Below are 19,008 nucleotides of genomic sequence, written 5' to 3' on the forward strand. Positions count from 1 at the left end.
TAGCGATTGTAGAGGCATCCTTTTTTGAGGTGCGAGAAAAAGATATAGCAAAAAGCCCCACACCAAAGTATGAGGGGAACGCCATAAAAAAAATTATACCTATATATATATTGTGTGGATTTGTTTATACTATTATCTTTGCACACTGATTTTAATTTGATTTGATGATAGATATTACTTTACCAGATGGTAGTGTAAAAACGTTTGAGGAAAACGTTACACCAATGGATGTTGCTAAGAGTATTAGTGAAGGGTTAGCTAGAAATGTAATTTCGGCAAGTTTTAATGGTACAACAGTTGAAACAGTAACTCCTTTAACCACAGATGGTGCATTGGTTTTATACACCTGGAGAAATGATGAGGGCAAAACTGCTTTTTGGCATTCTTCTGCGCACGTTTTAGCACAAGCTATTGAGGAATTATATTCTGGTGTGAAACTTACTATTGGTCCTGCTATTGAAAATGGGTATTATTATGATGTTGATTTTGGTGAGCATGTAGTATCTGAAAAAGATTTTAAGGCTATTGAAAACAAAATGTTGGAGATTGCACGTGGAAAGCATGAATTTAAAATGCGTTCTGCGAGTAAAGCTGAAGCTTTAGAACTATATAAAGGTAATGAGTTTAAAACCGAGCTTATTGAAAATTTAGAGGATGGCACCATTACATTTTGTGATCATTCTACTTTTACAGATTTATGTCGTGGTGGACACATTCCAAATACCGGTATTATTAAAGCTGTTAAAGTTTTAAGTGTTGCTGGAGCTTATTGGAGAGGTGATGAAAACAAACCTCAGTTAACACGAGTTTATGGTATTTCATTTCCTAAGCAAAAGGAACTAACCGAGTATTTACATTTATTGGAAGAGGCTAAAAAACGTGACCATAGAAAACTAGGTAAAGAATTAGAGTTTTTTACTTTTTCTCAAAAAGTTGGCCAAGGCTTACCGTTATGGTTACCAAAAGGCACTGCCTTACGTGAGCGTTTAGAAAACTTTTTAAAAGCTGCCCAAAAGAAAGCTGGCTATGAAATGGTTGTTACTCCTCACATTGGGCAGAAAGAATTATATGTTACCTCTGGTCATTATGCTAAATATGGAGAGGATAGTTTTCAGCCAATACATACACCGAAGGAGGATGAAGAGTTCTTATTAAAGCCCATGAACTGCCCTCACCACTGTGAAATTTATAATAGTTCACAATGGAGTTATAAAGATTTACCGAAACGTTATGCAGAATTTGGTACTGTATATAGGTATGAACAAAGTGGAGAATTACATGGTTTAACACGTGTTAGAGGTTTTACTCAAGATGATGCCCATTTGTTTTGTATGCCTGATCAGTTAGATGAAGAGTTTAAAAATGTTATTGATTTAGTGCTTTATGTTTTTGGTTCTTTAGGTTTTGAAAACTTTACTGCACAAGTTTCTGTAAGGGATCCAGAAAATCCAGACAAATATATAGGTGATGTTGAAAATTGGGAGAAAGCAGAACAAGCTATTATTAATGCTGCTACTGATAAAGGATTAGATTTTATTATTGAAGAAGGCGAAGCTGCATTTTATGGTCCGAAGTTAGATTTTATGGTTAAGGATGCTTTAGGAAGGAAGTGGCAACTTGGAACTATTCAAGTAGATTACAATTTACCTGAGCGTTTTGAACTTACATATAAAGGTAGTGATAATGAGCTTCACCGCCCTGTTATGATACACAGAGCACCATTTGGAAGCATGGAGCGCTTTGTTGCTCTTTTACTAGAACACACCGGCGGAAATTTCCCTTTATGGCTTATGCCAAATCAAGCTATTATATTGTCTCTTAGCGAGAAATATGAAAAATATTCTGAAAAAGTTTTAAATTTGCTTGAAAATGACGAAATTCGCGCCCTTGTAGACCATAGAAACGAGACTATTGGGAAGAAAATTCGGGAAGCCGAAATGCAAAAATATCCTTATATGATCATTATTGGCGAGCAAGAAGAAAAAGAAGGTAAAATAACTGTGCGTAAGCATGGTGGAGAAAATTTGGGAATGATTTCTATTGAAGCATTCTCAGAAATAATAGAAACAGAAATAAGTAAAACGCTAAAAGCGTTTTAAAAGTTTAACTTAAAATAGATAAGCCATAGCAATTAGAAGAAGAAGACAGCCCCAAAGAAGGGTGATTCAAGAAGACAAACACAAGATTAACTCTAAAATCACAGCGCAAAAATTGCGTCTTGTGGGAGATAATGTAGAAATTGGTATTTATACCAAAGGTGATGCCATGAGGATAGCCAATGACCAAGGTTTAGACCTGGTTGAAATATCTCCAAAAGCAGATCCGCCTGTTTGTAAAGTTATGGATTACAAAAAGTTTCTTTATGAACAAAAGAAACGAGATAAGGCTTTAAAAGCTAAAGCAAGTAAAGTTGTTGTTAAAGAGATTCGTTTTGGACCACAAACCGATGATCATGATTACAACTTTAAAAAGAAACATGCTGAAAAGTTCTTAAAAGAAGGCGCAAAACTTAAAGCTTTTGTGTTTTTTAAAGGGCGTTCCATCATATTTAAAGAGCAAGGTCAGATATTATTATTGCGCCTAGCACAAGATTTAGAAGAATTTGGTAAAGTAGAACAAATGCCAAAACTTGAAGGAAAGCGTATGACCATGTTCATTGCTCCCTCTAAAAAAGATAAAAAATAGGGCTACATCAAGTAGTGTTTATTAAAAAATAAGATGCTGAAATAATATTCAGCACAAGGTAATTAAGTGAGATAATTAAAACTAGGAGAAGAAATGCCTAAAATGAAAACAAAATCTAGTGCCAAGAAACGTTTTAAGTTAACGGGTACTGGTAAAATTAAAAGAAAGCACGCTTTTAAGAGTCATATATTGACAAAAAAATCTAAAAAGCGTAAGCTTGCGTTAACCCATGACACATTAGTGCATAAGGCTGACGAGGACAATGTTAAAACCATGTTACGTTTAAAGTAACCACTGTTTTAACCGGTTAAATAAATTATAAACCCTGGAGTTAGGCTCAGTTAAAGTGTCAATTATTTTTGATCGCCTACTACAAAAACAATTAAAATTATGCCAAGATCAGTAAATTCTGTAGCTAAAAGAGCTAGAAGAAAAAAGATTATTAAACAAGCAAAAGGTTACTTTGGAAGACGTAAAAACGTTTGGACAGTAGCGAAAAATGCGGTTGAAAGAGCGATGCAATACTCGTACAGAGACCGAAGAAATAAAAAGAGAACATTCCGCGCTTTATGGATTACTCGTATTAATGCAGGTGCCAGAGAACACGGATTGTCTTATTCTCAATTTATGGGGAAATTAAAAGCTAATAACATTGAATTGAACAGAAAAGTTCTTGCAGATTTAGCCATGAATAACCCTGAAGCTTTTAAAGCAGTAATTGATAAAGTAAAATAAGGCGCTTAGCCTATTGTAAAACATATTTCTCACTTAATAAAAATCCGATTCGAAAGAGTCGGATTTTTTTATGTTCTATTTTAAAATAACTATCCTGTAAATATTTAGTACCTTTCTTTACCAATTTTCAAATTAATCTGCCATGTCTAAAATTAAACCCTTTTTGTTTCTCATTCTATTTGCTACTCTGTGCGTTCAAGCCCAAAAGGATGAAAAGGAAAAAAATAAATGGGATGTTTCTAATCCAGAGGGTGAATGGCATTTCAAAGACTTGAAACTCTCAACCAATGAAGGTACTTGGATGAACTTAGATGTTAGTCCAGATGGAACTAAAATAGCATTCGATCTATTGGGAGACATATACATTATGCCTATTGAAGGAGGTCAAGCTACAATATTAAGAGAAGGGCTCCCTTTTGAAGTACAACCCCGCTTTAGTCCCGACGGCTCAAAAATTTCCTTTACAAGTGATGCTGGTGGCGGGGACAATATTTGGACAATGAATATTGATGGAACTGATGCCAAACAAATAACTAAAGAATCTTTTAGGTTACTTAATAATGCTATTTGGACGTATGACAGCAAATATCTTATTGCTAGAAAACATTTTACTTCCGAGCGTTCTGCTGGAGCCGGAGAATTATGGATGTATCATATTACTGGGGGTGTCGGCTTGCAACTAACCAAACGTAAAAATGATCAACAGGATGTTAATGAACCTTCGTTATCACCAGATGGAAAGTATTTGTATTATAGTGAAGATGTTTATCCTGGCGGCTTTTTTCAATACAATAAAGACCCAAATAATCAAATCTATGTTGTTAATCGTTATGAATTTAAAACTGGTGCAACAGAAAGAATTATTGGTGGTTCTGGTGGTGCTGCCAGACCGCAAGTTTCAAGAGATGGCAAAAAAATAGCCTTTGTTAAACGTGTGAGAACAAAATCTGTTCTTTATATTCATGATTTAGGAACAGGCGAAGAATGGCCAATTTACGATGCATTAGATAAAGACCAGCAAGAAGCTTGGGCTATTTTTGGAGTTTATCCCAATTATAGTTGGATGCCTAATGACGAAGAACTTGTGTTTTGGTCTGGAGGAAAAATTAAAAAAATTAACATCCAGACTTTAAAAGTTACCAATATTCATTTTCAAGTTGATACTACGATTAAAATTGCTCAAGCTTTAGAATTTGAGACACCAGTTGCACCAGATAATTTTACAGCCAAAATGATTCGTAATACGGCTACTTCACCTGATGGAAAAACTATAGCTTTTAGTGCTTTGGGACATCTTTGGCTAAAAAAATTACCCAACGGAACACCAAAAAGGTTAACAAATTCTTCAGATTTTGAGTTTGAGCCTGCATTTTCTCCCGATGGAAAAAATATAGTGTATGTGAGTTGGAATGATGAAAGCTTAGGTAACATTTTCAAAATAGATGTTAATGGAGGCATTCGAACCCAGCTTAATAAATCTAAAGGTATTTTTAGAACCCCTACTTACTCAAATGATGGCAGCAAAATAACCTATCAAAAAGAATCAGGAAATAGTGATCAAGGTTATTCGCACTCAAAAAAGACTGGTATTTATATAATGGATTCTAATGGAAGCAACAACAAGTTTATAACTAATCAAGGAGCTTATCCTGTTTTTAATATTGAAGGAAATAAAATCATTTACCAAACAGGAGGAGTGTTCTTTGGAAATTTAACCAAAATGCTAAAGAGCGTTGATTTTAACGGTAAGGATGAAAAAACCATAGTCTCTATGAAATATGCCAATCGGCTAGTTATAAGTCCAGATAATCAATGGATTGCTTTTTCAAACTTACATAGAGCATATATAGCACCTCTGCCAAAATCTGGTAAAACTGTGACTTTCGATTTAAAAAAAGGAGCGAAAAAATTTGTTCCCATAACCCAAGTTACAAAAGACGCCGGTATAAGCATTCATTGGTCTAAAGATAGTGATAAAGTTCATTGGACCATAGGTGATGAATATTTTACAAACACCTTATCTCAACGATTTACATTTCTTGAAGATTCGCCAGATAGTATTCCCCCAATAGCTGAAAAAGGAACTAAAATAAATTTATTAGTTAAAACAGACAAACCTAAGGGTAATATAGCTTTCACTGGTGCCACCATTATAACTATGGATGGTGAAAAAGTCATAAAAAATGGTACTATAGTGATATCTAGTAATAAAATTAAAGCTATTGGAACTTCAGAAATAGAAATTCCTAAAGATGCAAAAATATTTGATGTTAAAGGAAAGACCATCATGCCTGGAATAGTTGATGTACATGCCCATGTTGCATATTTTAGATCGGGAATTACAACTCAAAAGCATTGGCAGTTATTTGCTAATTTAGCTTTTGGTGTTACAACTTCGCATGATCCATCTGCAAATACCGAATCTGTATTTACCTTATCAGAACTTATAAAAAATGGAACTATGGTGGGACCACGCCTCTACTCTACTGGCGCTATCCTATATGGTGCTGATGGGGACTTCAAAGCCATAATTAATAGTTTAGATGATGCTCGTTCTGCTGTTAGACGGACTAAAGCATTTGGAGCTCTATCTGTTAAAAGCTACAACCAACCAAGACGTAATCAACGCCAACAAGTTATTCAAGCTGCTAGAGAAGAGGGTGTTTTTGTTGTTCCTGAAGGTGGCTCACATTTCTATCATAACATGACAATGATAATGGACGGCCATACTGGCATTGAACATAATATTCCTGTAACAAAAGTATATAAAGATGTGCTTAAATTATGGGGAACAAGCGAAACAGGATACACCCCAACACTCATTGTTAATTATGGCGGAGTAAATGGTGAGTTTTATTTTTACGAAAATGATAATGTTTGGGAAAACGAAAAATTGTTGAAATACACACCTCGAAGTATTATCGATTCACGTTCAAGGTATCGCATAAAAGTACCTCAAGAAGAATATGAAAATGGACATATTTTGGTTTCTAAAACTTGTAAGGCTCTAGCTGATGCTGGCGTAAAGGTTAATCTAGGGGCACATGGCCAACTACAAGGTTTAGGTGCGCATTGGGAGTTGTGGATGCTACGCCAAGGAGGAATGACCAATATGGAAGCCCTAAGAGCAGCTACCATAAATGGAGCTGAATATATTGGAGCGAGTAATGATATTGGATCTTTAGAGGTAGGTAAACTTGCTGATTTAATAGTATTAGATAAAAACCCTTTAGAAAATATTAGAAATACTGAAAATGTGATTTACACCATGGTAAATGGAAGGTTATATGACACTGAAACTATGAATGAGATTGGGAACGAAACTAAAATCCGAACGAAATTCTATTGGGAAAACAACAAGTACAACACTTCTTTTCCATGGCACGAGAATACATTAAACTATGGGCATTGTAGTTGTGGAGCACATTAATAACAAACAATATCTATGTTCCAAAAGCAGTTATAACTAAAGCTCTTGAACCACCATAATCTCTATGTTCGCATAAGTAAATTCCTTGCCAAATTCCTAAATTTGGCTTCCCTTTTGTAATTGGTATTTGTACTGAGGTTCCCAACAAAGACGCTTTAATATGAGCAGGCATATCATCTGGTCCTTCATAAGTATGTTTATAATAAGGTGCATTTTCTGGAACCATTTTATTAAAATGACTTTCAAAATCTGTTCTTACAGTATAATCAGCATTTTCATTTATAGTTAAGCTTGCAGAAGTATGCTTTATAAATACCTGCAACTGCCCTACATTTATTTCCCTAATTTGAGGTATAGCATTTAATATTTCATCTGTAATTAAATGAAAGCCCCTAGGATAAGGTTTCAGTTTTATTTGCTCTTGAAGAAATTTCATGGTAATTTTATTATCAATCAAATATATACTTTAAAATCATTTTTTGTTAAAGGCTAAACTATTTTAAAAGTTCACGCAACCTTTACATAACTTTGTAATCTTATAACAATAAAAACAAAATGCTATGAAAACAAAAATTTTAATACTTGTTACCGTTTTTTTGACTATAACAAGTTGTAGTCTATCTAACGATACTAATGAAGGACCTGTTGAAGTTACCCTAATCCATTGGAACCTAATCAACGTTACTGGTGGTATTGCGGGTGTTGATAATGATTTTGAAGTTGGAGATATAGTTTGGAATGCAGATGAATTTAATAGTGTCCTAGCTGTTAATAACTCTAATACTGATAATACTATTGAGGATGGACTAGCATCAGGATCTTATGACTTTGTTCTTTTTGAAGCTAGTGGTGATATTTTTACTGTAATTGACGGCAATGAATTTGGAAAAATCTATATCTCTGAAACAGATAACACCTTATTAATAATTGATCAGAATGAATTGTCATTCGGACCACAAGCAGATGGTTTTATTTATACTTTCAAAATAACTACCTCAACAATAGAGATCTAAACTAGTTAGGTTTTCTGTTTCTTTTTTTTAGCAGCAGGAAATAACACATTGTTTAAAATAAGTCTATATCCTGGAGATGTTGGATGTAAATCTAATTCGGTTTTAGCATCTCCTACTCTATGTTGGTAATCTTCAGGGTCATGCCCTCCATAAAAGGTGAAAAAGCCTTTGCCTTTTATACCATGAATGTATTTGGCTTCTCCGTTAAATTTAGTTTCCCCCATAATTAATACATTCGATTTTATTTCATCTCTAGTAAAAGAGGTAGTTTGTCCCATAAAGCCCTTTACTAAAGCTGTATGGTTCTGACAAAGCATGGTGGGAATGGGATCCCATTTAGCAGAAAACTCCATTAATGAAAAATAATCTGTTGTTCTAGAAACACTTCGCTTTCTGGTCATATCAATAGAAGAAAACTCATAAATAAGTGGACTTCTTTCTAAAGTATAATCTTTAAAAGCAAAAGTTTTCCTATAATCTATCTTATTCTGGTATCCTGCTTCACTCCCATCTCCATCAAACATTGGTTCACAAATATCAATACCCTCTGCTGATAGTGCAATATCAAAACTATCGGTGGCACTGCACATAGCAAACATAAAACCGCCACCAACTACATAATCTCTAATCTTTAAAGCAACACTTAGCTTTTCCTGAGAAACCTTATTATAACCCAACTTTGACGCCAAGGATTCTGCTGATTTCTTTTCATTTATGTACCAAGACGCCGCTCTATAGGCACCGTAAAATTTCCCGTACTGTCCGGTAAAATCTTCATGATGCAGATGCAACCAATCATATAACAACAAATTATCGTTTAACACCTCTTCATCATAGACTGTTTCATAAGGAATTTCAGCATATTGCAAAACCATAGTTACCGCATCATCCCACGGTAGTTTTCCTCTTGGAGTATAAACTGCAATTTTGGGTGCTTTTTCTAAAACCACAGCCTCCATATTCTTACTCGGGCTACTTATTTCTTCTAGAATAACTTCGGCCATAGCATTTGAAATTATTTCGAAGGAGACACCTCTTATTTGACATTCTCTTTGAATATCTTCGGTATCCGGTAATAAAAAAGAACCACCTCTGTAATTAAGCAACCACTTAACTTTAAGTTCTTTATTTAAAGTCCAATAGGTAATTCCGTAAGCTTTCAGATGATTTTTTTGACTTTCAACATCCATTGGAATAAGTATATAGGAAGCAAAAGAATTTACTGTAACGAATAGAAATACTATAACTAAGAATATCTTTTTCAAAATTGAGGCTAACCTTTATAAGATTTCTCGCTTTACGAGAAATGACCATTATTTATGAAACGAAAGATACTTAAAATTTACTCGACTAAAAATGCCTTTAACAGAAGATTAAAGATTAGAATGGAACATCATTATCATCGTCATTAAAAGAACTACCAAAAGCTTGGTCAGGACTTGCCTTAAAATCGTCGGCCTTAAAGGTGTCATCGTTTGCAGCAGCATTCATTTTAGAATGAAACTCAAAAGGAGAATCGAAGTCATCTAAATTATCAAACTTACCTAAGTGACCTAAGAACTTCAACCTGATGTTTTCTAATCCACCATTTCTGTGTTTTGCAATAATGAATTCCGCTTGTCCTTCGGTAGGTGAACGCTCTTCATCATCCCATTCATCAATTTTATAATACTCCGGTCTGTAAATAAAGCTAACAATATCGGCATCCTGCTCAATAGCTCCAGATTCACGTAAATCTGATAATAATGGACGTTTACTTCCTCCACGTGTTTCAACAGCACGAGACAACTGTGATAAGGCAATTACAGGTACATTCAACTCTTTTGCCAAGGCTTTTAAGTTTCTAGAAATCATAGAAATTTCTTGTTCTCTATTACCCCCATGACTGGTTCCTCCTGTCATAAGTTGTAAGTAATCAATCATGATTAATTTAATACCATGTTGTGATGATAAACGACGTGCTTTTGCTCTTAAATCAAAAATAGAAAGTGACGGCGTATCATCAATAAACAGAGGTGCCTTTTCTAAACCTTTTACCTTTACATTTAATTGCTCCCACTCGTGTTTTTCTAATTTACCAGTACGTAGTTTTTCGGAAGATAATCCTGTTTCACTAGAAATTAAACGTGTAATTAATTGAACAGAGGCCATCTCTAAAGAGAAGAAAGCCACAGGAATATTTTGATCAACAGCAATATTTCTCGCCATGGACAAAGTTAATGCCGTTTTACCCATACCAGGACGCGCAGCCACAATAATTAAATCTGACGGTTGCCAACCAGAAGTTAATTTATCAAGTTTAGTAAAACCGGTTGGAATTCCACTTAAGCCTTCTTTGTTTGAGATTTCCTCAATCTTCTTTTTTGCTTGAATTACTAATTCTTGAGCTGTCTCACTAGATTTTTTAATATTCCCTTGGGTAACTTCATATAATTTTGACTCAGCCTTATCTAATAAATCAAAAACATCTTTTGTTTCATCATAAGAATCTTCAATAATTTCACTTGAAATTTTAATTAAACTACGTTGAATAAATTTTTGTAAAATAATGCGAGCGTGAAACTCAATATGAGCAGAAGAAGACACTTTTTGAGTTAAAGAAATGAGATAAAAATCACCACCTGTCATTTCTAACTTTGAGTTCTTCTTTAACTGCGTTGAAACCGTTAATAAGTCAATAGGTTCACTGTTTTCAAATAGCTGAAATATTGCCTCAAAAATATATTGATGAGCTTCTTTATAAAAAGCATCTGGACTTAAAATATCAATAACCTCGTCAACTCCCTTTTTATCTATCATCATCGCGCCAAGCACAACTTCCTCTAAATCAATAGCTTGCGGTGGTATCTTTCCTTTTTCAAGGCTAATTAGAGTACTTTTATCTACTTTATATCCTTGAATTTGACTAGGTTGTTTCATAACTACGAAAGTAATTAAAAAGAACATGTGATTAACGATTAAATAATATACCGTTTTTAACCACTAGTTAACATTTTAACTGTTAATAACTTAAATATATTGTGAATAAGCATAAAAAAACCTGAAGTGACTAACTTCAGATTTCATTATATCATGGTTTTAAAAGAGTTACCCTTTATACACGCCCATATTAGCATATTTATCCATACGTTTTGCAACTAAATCTTTTGGTGATAAGTTTTTTAAATCCTCAAAAGAATTCATAATGGAACTACTAACTGTAGCGAAAGTTTTTTCTCTATCTCTATGAGCTCCACCTAATGGTTCTTTAATAATTCCGTCTACCAGCTTAAGCTTTTTCATATCATTTGCAGTAAGCTTTAATGATTCAGCAGCTTGCTCTTTATACTCCCAACTACGCCATAATATAGACGAACATGATTCAGGAGAAATAACAGAATACCATGTGTTTTCTAGCATCAACACTACATCTCCCACACCAATACCTAAGGCACCTCCTGAAGCTCCTTCACCAATAACAACAGTGATAATTGGCACTTCTAATCTGGTCATTTCTAGTATGTTTCTCGCAATAGCTTCTCCCTGTCCACGCTCTTCAGCCTCCAAACCTGGATAAGCACCTGGCGTATCTAGAAGAGTCACTACAGGAATACCAAACTTTTCTGCTGATTTCATTAAACGTAATGCCTTTCTATATCCTTCAGGGTTTGCCATTCCAAAGTTTCTGTATTGTCTGGTTTTTGTATTATAGCCTTTCTGCTGACCAATAAACATAAAACTTTGGTCGCCTATTTTACCTAAACCACCAATCATAGCTTTATCATCTTTAAAACTTCTATCTCCGTGTAACTCTAAAAAAGAATCACCGCAAATAGCATTGATATAATCTAAGGTGTAAGGTCTGTCTGGGTGACGAGATAACTGAACTCGTTGCCAAGGCGTTAAGTTTTTATATAAGTCTTTTTGAGTTGCTTTCAGTTTCTTCTCTATTTGAGAACAAGTCTCAGTAACATCAACTTCACTCTCTTCTCCTATAATTCTACATTTTTGAAGTTGGTCTTCTAGTTCTTTAATAGGAAGTTCAAATTCTAAATATTCCATAAGAATTCTTGTTTAGGCTATTAACTTTTGGTTAGGCTACAAATATAAAAACTTTAATCTTGATTAAGCATTAAGATGTTTTTCTTTTTAGTTTTCTAGAATTTTTAATTATTCCATTCAGTATCACTGTTATAATTATAAGAATAGCTCCATAATAAAATGAAGTACTCATTTTTTCTTTCTCTGGAAACAATATTATGGCCATTAAAATACCATAAATAGGCTCCAAATTATATGTTAGAATTACAGTATAAGGACTTATAAGTTTCATTACATAAACTGAGGCAATAAAAGCATAGGCAGTACAAACTGATGCTAATATGAATAGATAAATAAAATCGGATGTACTTAGATTGAAGAAATCTTGAGTGAAACCATCAGTAAAAAACAAAAGGTATAAGGATATAAAAAAGACACCACTTAAAAACTCGTAAAACGAAATTACTGTAGCTGTATGTTGCTTTAAAAAGCTACCATTTAAAACTGCAAATAAAGATGAAAAAAAAGCCGATGATATCCCTAAAAGAATACCTGTAAGGTATTTAATTTCACTTTGCGTAATAATAAAAACCCCAAATATTACTATAATTCCGAAAAGGATTTCATACCAAATGATTTTTCGTTTATAAATTATTGGTTCTATAAATGAAGCAAAAAACGCTCCTGTTGAAAACATAGCTAGTGCAATTGAAATATTAGCCTCATCAATAGCTCCAAAAAAGGTTATCCAATGTAAAGCTATTATAATTCCAGCTACCGATAGTTTTAATACGGACTTAAGCCTAATCTTTAATTTTACTTTAGCAACCTTAATGTAGATAAACATTAAAATAGCAGCTATTACCATTCTAAACCAAACTAAAGGGATAGCTGTTATAGTTATTAATTCACCTAAAATAGCAGTGAAACCAGCAATAAAAACTAAAAAATGAAGATGTAAATAATTTTTAAGTTTAGCGTTTGGCATTGTATAAAAGGTATACCGCTAAAATACCAAAAATGACATTAGGAAACCATACCGCAATAAGTGGTGGAAAATCTGATTGTTCTGCCATAACACCAAAAATCTTATCGAAAAACACAAAAACCATAGCTATACATATACCTACGGCAAGATTAACTCCCATACCACCACGTCTCTTAATTGAGGATACTGCCACAGCAATAATTGTTAATATGAAAACGGAAACTGGTAAACTCCATTTCCGATACAGAACCAATTTAAAACGCCCAACATCTGAAGAGCCTTTAGCTTCTTCCGCTTCAATAAACCGTTTTAAGTCGCCATATGTTTTTGTTTCTGCTGCATAAATAACTGGAATAAGTTCCTTTACTTTGAAATCGAAAAGCGTATCCTTTCTCCTTAAAAACTCTATCTTATCTTCGTTTTCAAGAATATCCCTTTTAACCCAATCTTGCAGTCTATAAATGGTATCTTTTTCAAGATATTTAATCGTAGTAGCCGTAATTTTATAGGTAAGCTTGTTATTATCAAAATGTTCTAATGTAAAATTACGTCCATAGTTGTTTTTCACATCAAAACTACTCACATAAATAACTTCATTATCATTAATCTGCCTAAATACATTGGTGTTATTTACAGCTTTCCTACCTTTTTTTAGATACTTATAACTAAAATCATTAAACCCTTCACTTGCTTTTGGGGCTAAAATCATTCCTAAAACCAAAGAAAAAATAGCAATAACAACAGCCCCCATTAAATATGGCCTTAAAAACCTAGTAAATGAGACTCCTGAACTTAAAAAAGCAATTACCTCTGTATTATTGGCTAACTTGGAAGTAAACCATATGACGGATATAAATAAGAATAGAGGGAAAAGTAGATAGGTAAAGTAAATGGTAAAGTCTAAAAAATAAATTAGCACTTCAGAGAGAGGCACCTCATTTTCAAGAATTTTACCAATTTTTTCTGCTAAGTGTACTGTTATCATGATAGGGATAAACAGTAGTAATAACATGGTAAATGTTAGTAAATAACGCTTTAATATGTACCAATCAAGAATCTTCATTAACCTCTATAAGCGTTTATCCATTTGTTTTATCATTTTATCTTTCCAATATCTAAAATCTCCCGCTAATATATGTTTTCTAGCTTCGCGAACCAACCACAAATAGAATCCCAAATTATGTATGGTTGCAATTTGTTTTCCTAATAATTCATTAACTGAAAACAAATGACGCAAATACGCTTTGCTATATTCGGTATCTACAAAAGTTATACACATTTCATCTATAGGTGAAAAATCATCCTCCCATTTTTTATTTTTAATATTAATGGAGCCATGAGCGGTAAACAACATTCCGTTTCTAGCATTTCTAGTTGGCATTACACAATCAAACATGTCTACACCTAACGCAATATTTTCTAAAATATTGATTGGAGTACCAACTCCCATTAAATATCTTGGCTTGTCTTCTGGCAATATACTACAAACAACATCGGTCATGGCATACATTTCCTCTGCAGGTTCTCCAACCGACAAACCTCCAATAGCATTACCAACTGCTCCAGAATTTGCAATGTACTCTGCAGACTGCATACGCAAGTCTTTATAGGTGCTTCCTTGAACTATAGGGAAAAAGGCCTGATTATAGTCATATTTAAGAGGTGTTTTTTTTAAATGAGTAATACATCTATCTAACCACCTATGTGTCATGTGCATAGAGCGTTTCGCATAATTATAATCACAAGGGTATGGTGTACATTCATCAAAAGCCATGATAATATCAGCACCTATAGTCCTCTGAATTTCCATTACATTTTCTGGAGTAAAAACATGATAACTCCCATCAATATGACTTTTAAACTTAACTCCTTCTTCTTTAATTTTTCTATTCGCGGATAAAGAATAAACTTGATAACCACCGGAATCTGTTAAAATATTTCTATCCCAGTTCATGAATTTATGAAGTCCACCCGCTTTTTCAATAATATGTGTTTGCGGACGCAAGTATAAATGATAGGTATTACCCAAAATAATATCTGGATTAATATCTTCTTTCAACTCGCGTTGATGCACCCCTTTGACAGTAGCTACAGTACCAACTGGCATAAAAATGGGTGTTTCAATAACACCATGGTCAGTGGTTATTTTTCCAGCTCTGGCTTTACTTTGGGTGTCTTGTGATTTTAGTTGAAAATTCATTGATGTATCAATTCTGAGCGCAAAGATAATTAACTGAAAAATGATAGCTATTGTTCTATAAAGAAAATAATTTAGCTTTGGCAACGTTTTTGATAATGTTAAACAAATCTTAAAACGAACAATTATGAGAAATGTATTTTTTATCGCTTTATTTGGACTACTACTAACTAACACCACCAACTCACAATCAGTTAATGGTTTCGGTTTTAAAGCTGGTTTAAATTACAACGCCAACGGTAATTATTTTGAATCTATAAGTAGTAATGCCGAACACCCAGATAGAAATGTTGGCTATCATTTTGGGTTGTTTTCCAAATTTGGAAATCAACTTTATTTTAAGCCAGAAGTTGTTTATACTAGTACAAAAAGTGATTATGACAATAATACTTTTAAAATGCAAAAACTAGATATTCCCTTACTTGTTGGAATCAAAGTATTAGGGCCTTTAAGTGTTTATGGAGGACCGGCGTTCCAATTTATTTTAGACTCCGAATTCGATAATATTTCTATTAACAACATTGAAAAAGATTTAACTTTTGGCCTCAATTTTGGAATTGGCCTTAATATGAAAAAAATTGGTTTAGACTTAAGATACGAGCGTGGACTTAACAATAATGAAGCATCATTTTTAAACAATAATGGCATTAACACTAGTAGAATAGACACCAGGCCAAATCAGCTCATTTTGAGTTTGTCTTTTATTCTTTAAATAATCATGGTATAGAATTTTAGAGGTCGTTTTTAACGGCCTCTTTTTTATTAATGATTAACAGCGTCCCCTGCTCCACTAGGAATTCTTATGTTTTCAACGATGTCTTGAACATCTTCTGGAGGTGCCGGAGTAAACTTCATTATAGTAATGGAAACTATAAAATTTAACAACATGGCTACTGTTCCAAAACCTTCAGGTGAAATTCCAAACCACCATTCACTTTTATCCGGTAAAGTTTCGTCAAACCAACCCAATTTATATTTAATCATATACAAAAGCATAGCTAAAATACCAACAACCATACCTGCAATAGCACCTTCCTTATTCATTCGTTTATAGAAGATTCCAAGAATAATAGCGGGAAAGAAAGAGGCCGCAGCTAACCCAAAAGCTAGTGCAACTACAGCCGCTACAAAACCTGGTGGATGTATTCCATAATAACCTGCTACAACCACTGCACCAACTGCAGATAACCGTGCAGCTACCAATTCTCCTTTTTCGGAGATGGAAGGCTTAAATACTTTTTTAATTAAATCATGAGAAACTGATGAAGAAATAACCAATAATAACCCTGCGGCTGTTGATAATGCTGCTGCTAAACCACCGGCGGCAACCAAGGCTATGACCCAATTTGGTAATTTAGCAATTTCAGGATTTGCTAGTACCATTATATCTCTATCAATAGTTAGTTCATTCTCTTCTTTATTGGCTAAATATTGAATATTACCATCTTCGTTTTTGTCTTTAAAACTTATGAGACCAGTTGTTTCCCATTTCTTAAACCATTCTGGCATGCTTGTATAAGGTTTATCAGAAACTGTTTCTATCATGTTAGTTCTTGCAAAAACAGCCACTGCAGGCGCGGTTGTATATAGTAATACAATAAGTAACAAAGCTATACCTGCAGATTTGCGTGCATCTCTAACTCGTTTTACGGTAAAAAAACGGACTATCACATGTGGTAATCCAGCAGTTCCAACCATTAAAGCTAGTGTTATTGCAAAAACATCGATGGTTGATTTTGAGCCTTCGGTATATTCCGCAAAACCCAACTCCGTACTTAAACCATCTAACTTATCAAGTAGAAATCCTGAACCATCAGCTAGTTCTCCCCCAAACCCAAATTGAGGAATAGGGTTTCCGGTCATTTGAATAGAAATAAAAATAGCTGGAACCATAAATGCAAAAATGAGCACACAATACTGAGCTACCTGCGTATATGTAATACCTTTCATTCCTCCTAAAACAGCATAAAACAATACAATTAGCATCCCAATAATGACACCTGTATTTATATCTACTTCCAAAAACCTAGAGAACACAATACCAACACCCCTCATTTGACCTGCAACATATGTAAAAGACACAATAAGAGCACAAAAAACAGCAACAATACGAGCCGTTTTTGAGTAATATCTATCACCTATAAAATCAGGAACTGTAAACTTTCCAAACTTTCTTAAATATGGTGCTAAAAGTAAAGCCAGTAGCACATAACCACCGGTCCAACCCATCAAATAAACAGCGCCATCATATCCAGCAAAAGAAATAATTCCGGCCATGGATATAAATGATGCGGCACTCATCCAATCCGCTGCAGTGGCCATACCATTCGCCCAAGGAGAAACACCACCTCCAGCAATATAAAATTCTTTTGTAGAACTTGCCCTAGACCAAATAGCAATACCTATATATAAAGTAAAAGTTATTCCAACTAAAATATAGGTCCAATCCTGTACGCCTATGGCTGCAATTATTGAATTAATTATCATAACCGTATTTTTTATCTAGTTTATTCATAAGGCGAACATATACAAAGATGAGAATAACAAACACATACATAGAACCTTGTTGTGCAAACCAAAAACCTAGTTTAAAACCTGCTACTTTAAAAGTGTTTAATTCATCTTTAAATAATATTCCTGCTCCATAGGATACTGAAAACCAGATAGTAAGTAAGATTAAAACATATTTAATGTTTTCTTTCCAATAGGCCTTTGCCTTATCTTTTTTTGTCATTTTTTAGTTGGTTATGGTCTTTAAATATATAAAAACGTATTTTTAATACCGCAAGTTTGAAAGAATCAATTTATAACGAATGGCATACGACCAATATTTAGCAGACCGAATAAGACGACAACTCAAAGAAAAAAAAGCCAACTTCACAGACCAGAAAATGATGGGTGGCTTACTATTTAAATTAGATGGAAAAATGCTTTGTGGTATCCATATAGATAAAAAATATGGAGATAGTTTATTAATGGCAAGAATTGGAGAATCAGTTTACGAAAAAGAGTTAGAAAAGCCACTTTGTTTGCCTATGGATTTTACGGGGCGTCCTATGAGAGGTTACATTTTTGTAACGCCTGAGGGGTTTGATTCTGAAGACGATTTAAGCTATTGGCTAGATTTATGTATTGCTTTTAACCCTTTAGCAAAGGCTAGTATACGACGGAAAAAGAAGTCTTAATAAAACGTCAATTTAAAGCAATTGTTAAAAAATCATCATTAAAAATTACTTTTTTGTTCTTTGAATAAAAATCAAATTTCATCCAAAAACATTTTAAATTTGATAATCATAAACCTTTTAAGAGGTTTTTATCCTTTATTTAGATTTATTATAAATTATTGTCAAAATAAAATTATATTAAAAACATGACATTTGTAAGGTTTTGCATTTTTTCATTTATATATTTTTGACCCCATAATATTTAGGACATAAAACTCTTTTAAAACTAAAATCTTGAATTTAAAGAAAAAAGAAATTCTCCCCAATAAAAAGTCTAGATGGCGACCTGTAGCTGTTGTTATGATAGCATAAGAATATCTCATCTCGTCCAGAACTTGCTATGTTCACTGATTATAGAGATGTTTTTAACCTTGATTAAATATCCTCCAACGCTTCTTTTTCAGTTGGTTTAACATCTAAAATCGAACTGAACCCAGATATGTCAAGAATTTCTTGAACTACATCATTAGCACAACAAAGCTTAACTGCTCCGGAAGCAGCTGTCATTTTCTTAGCTGTAGCAAGAAAAATACGCAGTCCTGCACTACTAACATACTTCGTATTTTCAAGATTGATAATTATTTTTTTTGTGCCTTTATCCAGTAAATTATTGATTTCTGTTTCAGCGTCAGGAGCTGTATTTGTGTCCAAGTTACCATTCAAAGCAATTAAGACTACATTATTCACTTCTTTTATTTTTATTACTAGTGCCATTT

18 protein-coding genes are annotated in these 19,008 nt (G+C 33.6%); 8 read left to right on the forward strand and 10 right to left on the reverse strand.

The window, feature by feature from the left end; translation table 11 throughout:
- Positions 1 to 164: 164 nt before the first annotated feature.
- From thrS to FUA22_RS17110, 5 genes are all read left to right on the forward strand, one after another.
- Positions 165 to 2,099: a threonine--tRNA ligase gene (thrS, locus tag FUA22_RS17090; RefSeq protein ID WP_147769819.1), complete on the forward strand. Its 1,935-nt coding sequence runs from the start codon at positions 165 to 167 to the stop codon at positions 2,097 to 2,099.
- A 64-nt stretch (positions 2,100 to 2,163) separates the two neighbouring features.
- Positions 2,164 to 2,685 carry a translation initiation factor IF-3 gene (infC, locus tag FUA22_RS17095; protein ID WP_262713242.1) on the forward strand — a complete coding sequence of 174 codons (522 nt, stop codon included), beginning with the start codon at positions 2,164 to 2,166 and terminating at the stop codon, positions 2,683 to 2,685.
- Between the two features lie 93 nt (positions 2,686 to 2,778).
- Positions 2,779 to 2,976 (forward strand): 50S ribosomal protein L35, encoded by a 198-nt coding sequence (gene rpmI, locus FUA22_RS17100; protein ID WP_139698285.1) that lies wholly within the window; start codon positions 2,779 to 2,781, stop codon positions 2,974 to 2,976.
- Between the two features lie 99 nt (positions 2,977 to 3,075).
- Complete coding sequence (gene rplT, locus FUA22_RS17105; RefSeq protein ID WP_147769820.1) at positions 3,076 to 3,420, forward strand: 50S ribosomal protein L20; 345 nt, start codon at positions 3,076 to 3,078, stop codon at positions 3,418 to 3,420.
- 142 nt (positions 3,421 to 3,562) lie between these two features.
- Positions 3,563 to 6,850, forward strand: a complete 3,288-nt coding sequence (locus tag FUA22_RS17110; protein ID WP_147769821.1) for an amidohydrolase family protein — start codon at positions 3,563 to 3,565, stop codon at positions 6,848 to 6,850.
- 13 nt (positions 6,851 to 6,863) lie between these two features.
- Here the strand turns inward: FUA22_RS17110 and FUA22_RS17115 are convergent, their stop codons facing one another.
- Entirely contained in the window at positions 6,864 to 7,286 is a 423-nt protein-coding gene (locus FUA22_RS17115; protein WP_147769822.1) for a secondary thiamine-phosphate synthase enzyme YjbQ, read from the reverse strand.
- 124 nt (positions 7,287 to 7,410) lie between these two features.
- Here FUA22_RS17115 and FUA22_RS17120 point away from each other — a divergent pair, with 124 nt between their 5' ends.
- Positions 7,411 to 7,863, forward strand: a complete 453-nt coding sequence (locus tag FUA22_RS17120; protein ID WP_147769823.1) for a hypothetical protein — start codon at positions 7,411 to 7,413, stop codon at positions 7,861 to 7,863.
- A 5-nt stretch (positions 7,864 to 7,868) separates the two neighbouring features.
- Here the strand turns inward: FUA22_RS17120 and FUA22_RS17125 are convergent, their stop codons facing one another.
- From FUA22_RS17125 to tgt, 6 genes are all read right to left on the reverse strand, one after another.
- A complete protein-coding gene (locus tag FUA22_RS17125; RefSeq protein WP_147769861.1) occupies positions 7,869 to 9,053 on the reverse strand; it encodes an asparagine synthetase B in 1,185 nt (394 codons plus the stop codon).
- 190 nt (positions 9,054 to 9,243) lie between these two features.
- Positions 9,244 to 10,782: a replicative DNA helicase gene (gene dnaB, locus FUA22_RS17130; RefSeq protein ID WP_147769824.1), complete on the reverse strand. Its 1,539-nt coding sequence runs from the start codon at positions 10,780 to 10,782 to the stop codon at positions 9,244 to 9,246.
- 168 nt (positions 10,783 to 10,950) lie between these two features.
- Complete coding sequence (locus FUA22_RS17135) at positions 10,951 to 11,904, reverse strand: acetyl-CoA carboxylase carboxyltransferase subunit alpha (RefSeq protein ID WP_147769825.1); 954 nt, start codon at positions 11,902 to 11,904, stop codon at positions 10,951 to 10,953.
- 70 nt (positions 11,905 to 11,974) lie between these two features.
- A complete protein-coding gene (locus FUA22_RS17140) occupies positions 11,975 to 12,871 on the reverse strand; it encodes a DMT family transporter (RefSeq protein ID WP_147769826.1) in 897 nt (298 codons plus the stop codon).
- The gene (locus tag FUA22_RS17145; protein WP_147769827.1) at positions 12,858 to 13,934 is read right to left on the reverse strand and encodes an LptF/LptG family permease; all 1,077 of its coding nucleotides are present in this window, start codon (positions 13,932 to 13,934) and stop codon (positions 12,858 to 12,860) included. Before FUA22_RS17145 ends, FUA22_RS17140 begins: the two co-directional genes overlap by 14 nt.
- 6 nt (positions 13,935 to 13,940) lie before the next feature.
- On the reverse strand, positions 13,941 to 15,071 hold the full coding sequence (gene tgt, locus FUA22_RS17150) for a tRNA guanosine(34) transglycosylase Tgt (protein ID WP_147769828.1): 1,131 nt from the start codon (positions 15,069 to 15,071) through the stop codon (positions 13,941 to 13,943).
- 124 nt (positions 15,072 to 15,195) lie between these two features.
- Between tgt and FUA22_RS17155 the strand changes: the two genes are divergently transcribed.
- Positions 15,196 to 15,780, forward strand: a complete 585-nt coding sequence (locus FUA22_RS17155) for an outer membrane beta-barrel protein (protein WP_147769829.1) — start codon at positions 15,196 to 15,198, stop codon at positions 15,778 to 15,780.
- 50 nt (positions 15,781 to 15,830) lie between these two features.
- On the opposite strand, the gene FUA22_RS17160 is transcribed toward FUA22_RS17155, so the two are convergent.
- On the reverse strand, positions 15,831 to 17,528 hold the full coding sequence (locus FUA22_RS17160) for a sodium:solute symporter family protein (protein ID WP_147769862.1): 1,698 nt from the start codon (positions 17,526 to 17,528) through the stop codon (positions 15,831 to 15,833).
- Between the two features lie 16 nt (positions 17,529 to 17,544).
- Positions 17,545 to 17,802, reverse strand: a complete 258-nt coding sequence (locus FUA22_RS17165; protein WP_147769830.1) for a DUF4212 domain-containing protein — start codon at positions 17,800 to 17,802, stop codon at positions 17,545 to 17,547.
- A gap of 79 nt (positions 17,803 to 17,881) precedes the next feature.
- Between FUA22_RS17165 and FUA22_RS17170 the strand changes: the two genes are divergently transcribed.
- Positions 17,882 to 18,253 (forward strand): TfoX/Sxy family protein, encoded by a 372-nt coding sequence (locus FUA22_RS17170; RefSeq protein WP_147769831.1) that lies wholly within the window; start codon positions 17,882 to 17,884, stop codon positions 18,251 to 18,253.
- Between the two features lie 414 nt (positions 18,254 to 18,667).
- On the opposite strand, the gene FUA22_RS17175 is transcribed toward FUA22_RS17170, so the two are convergent.
- Positions 18,668 to 19,006 (reverse strand): STAS domain-containing protein, encoded by a 339-nt coding sequence (locus FUA22_RS17175; protein ID WP_147769832.1) that lies wholly within the window; start codon positions 19,004 to 19,006, stop codon positions 18,668 to 18,670.
- Positions 19,007 to 19,008: the final 2 nt, after the last annotated feature.

The organism is Seonamhaeicola maritimus, from assembly GCF_008056315.1.
Taxonomy (GTDB): Bacteria; Bacteroidota; Bacteroidia; order Flavobacteriales; family Flavobacteriaceae; genus Seonamhaeicola; species Seonamhaeicola maritimus.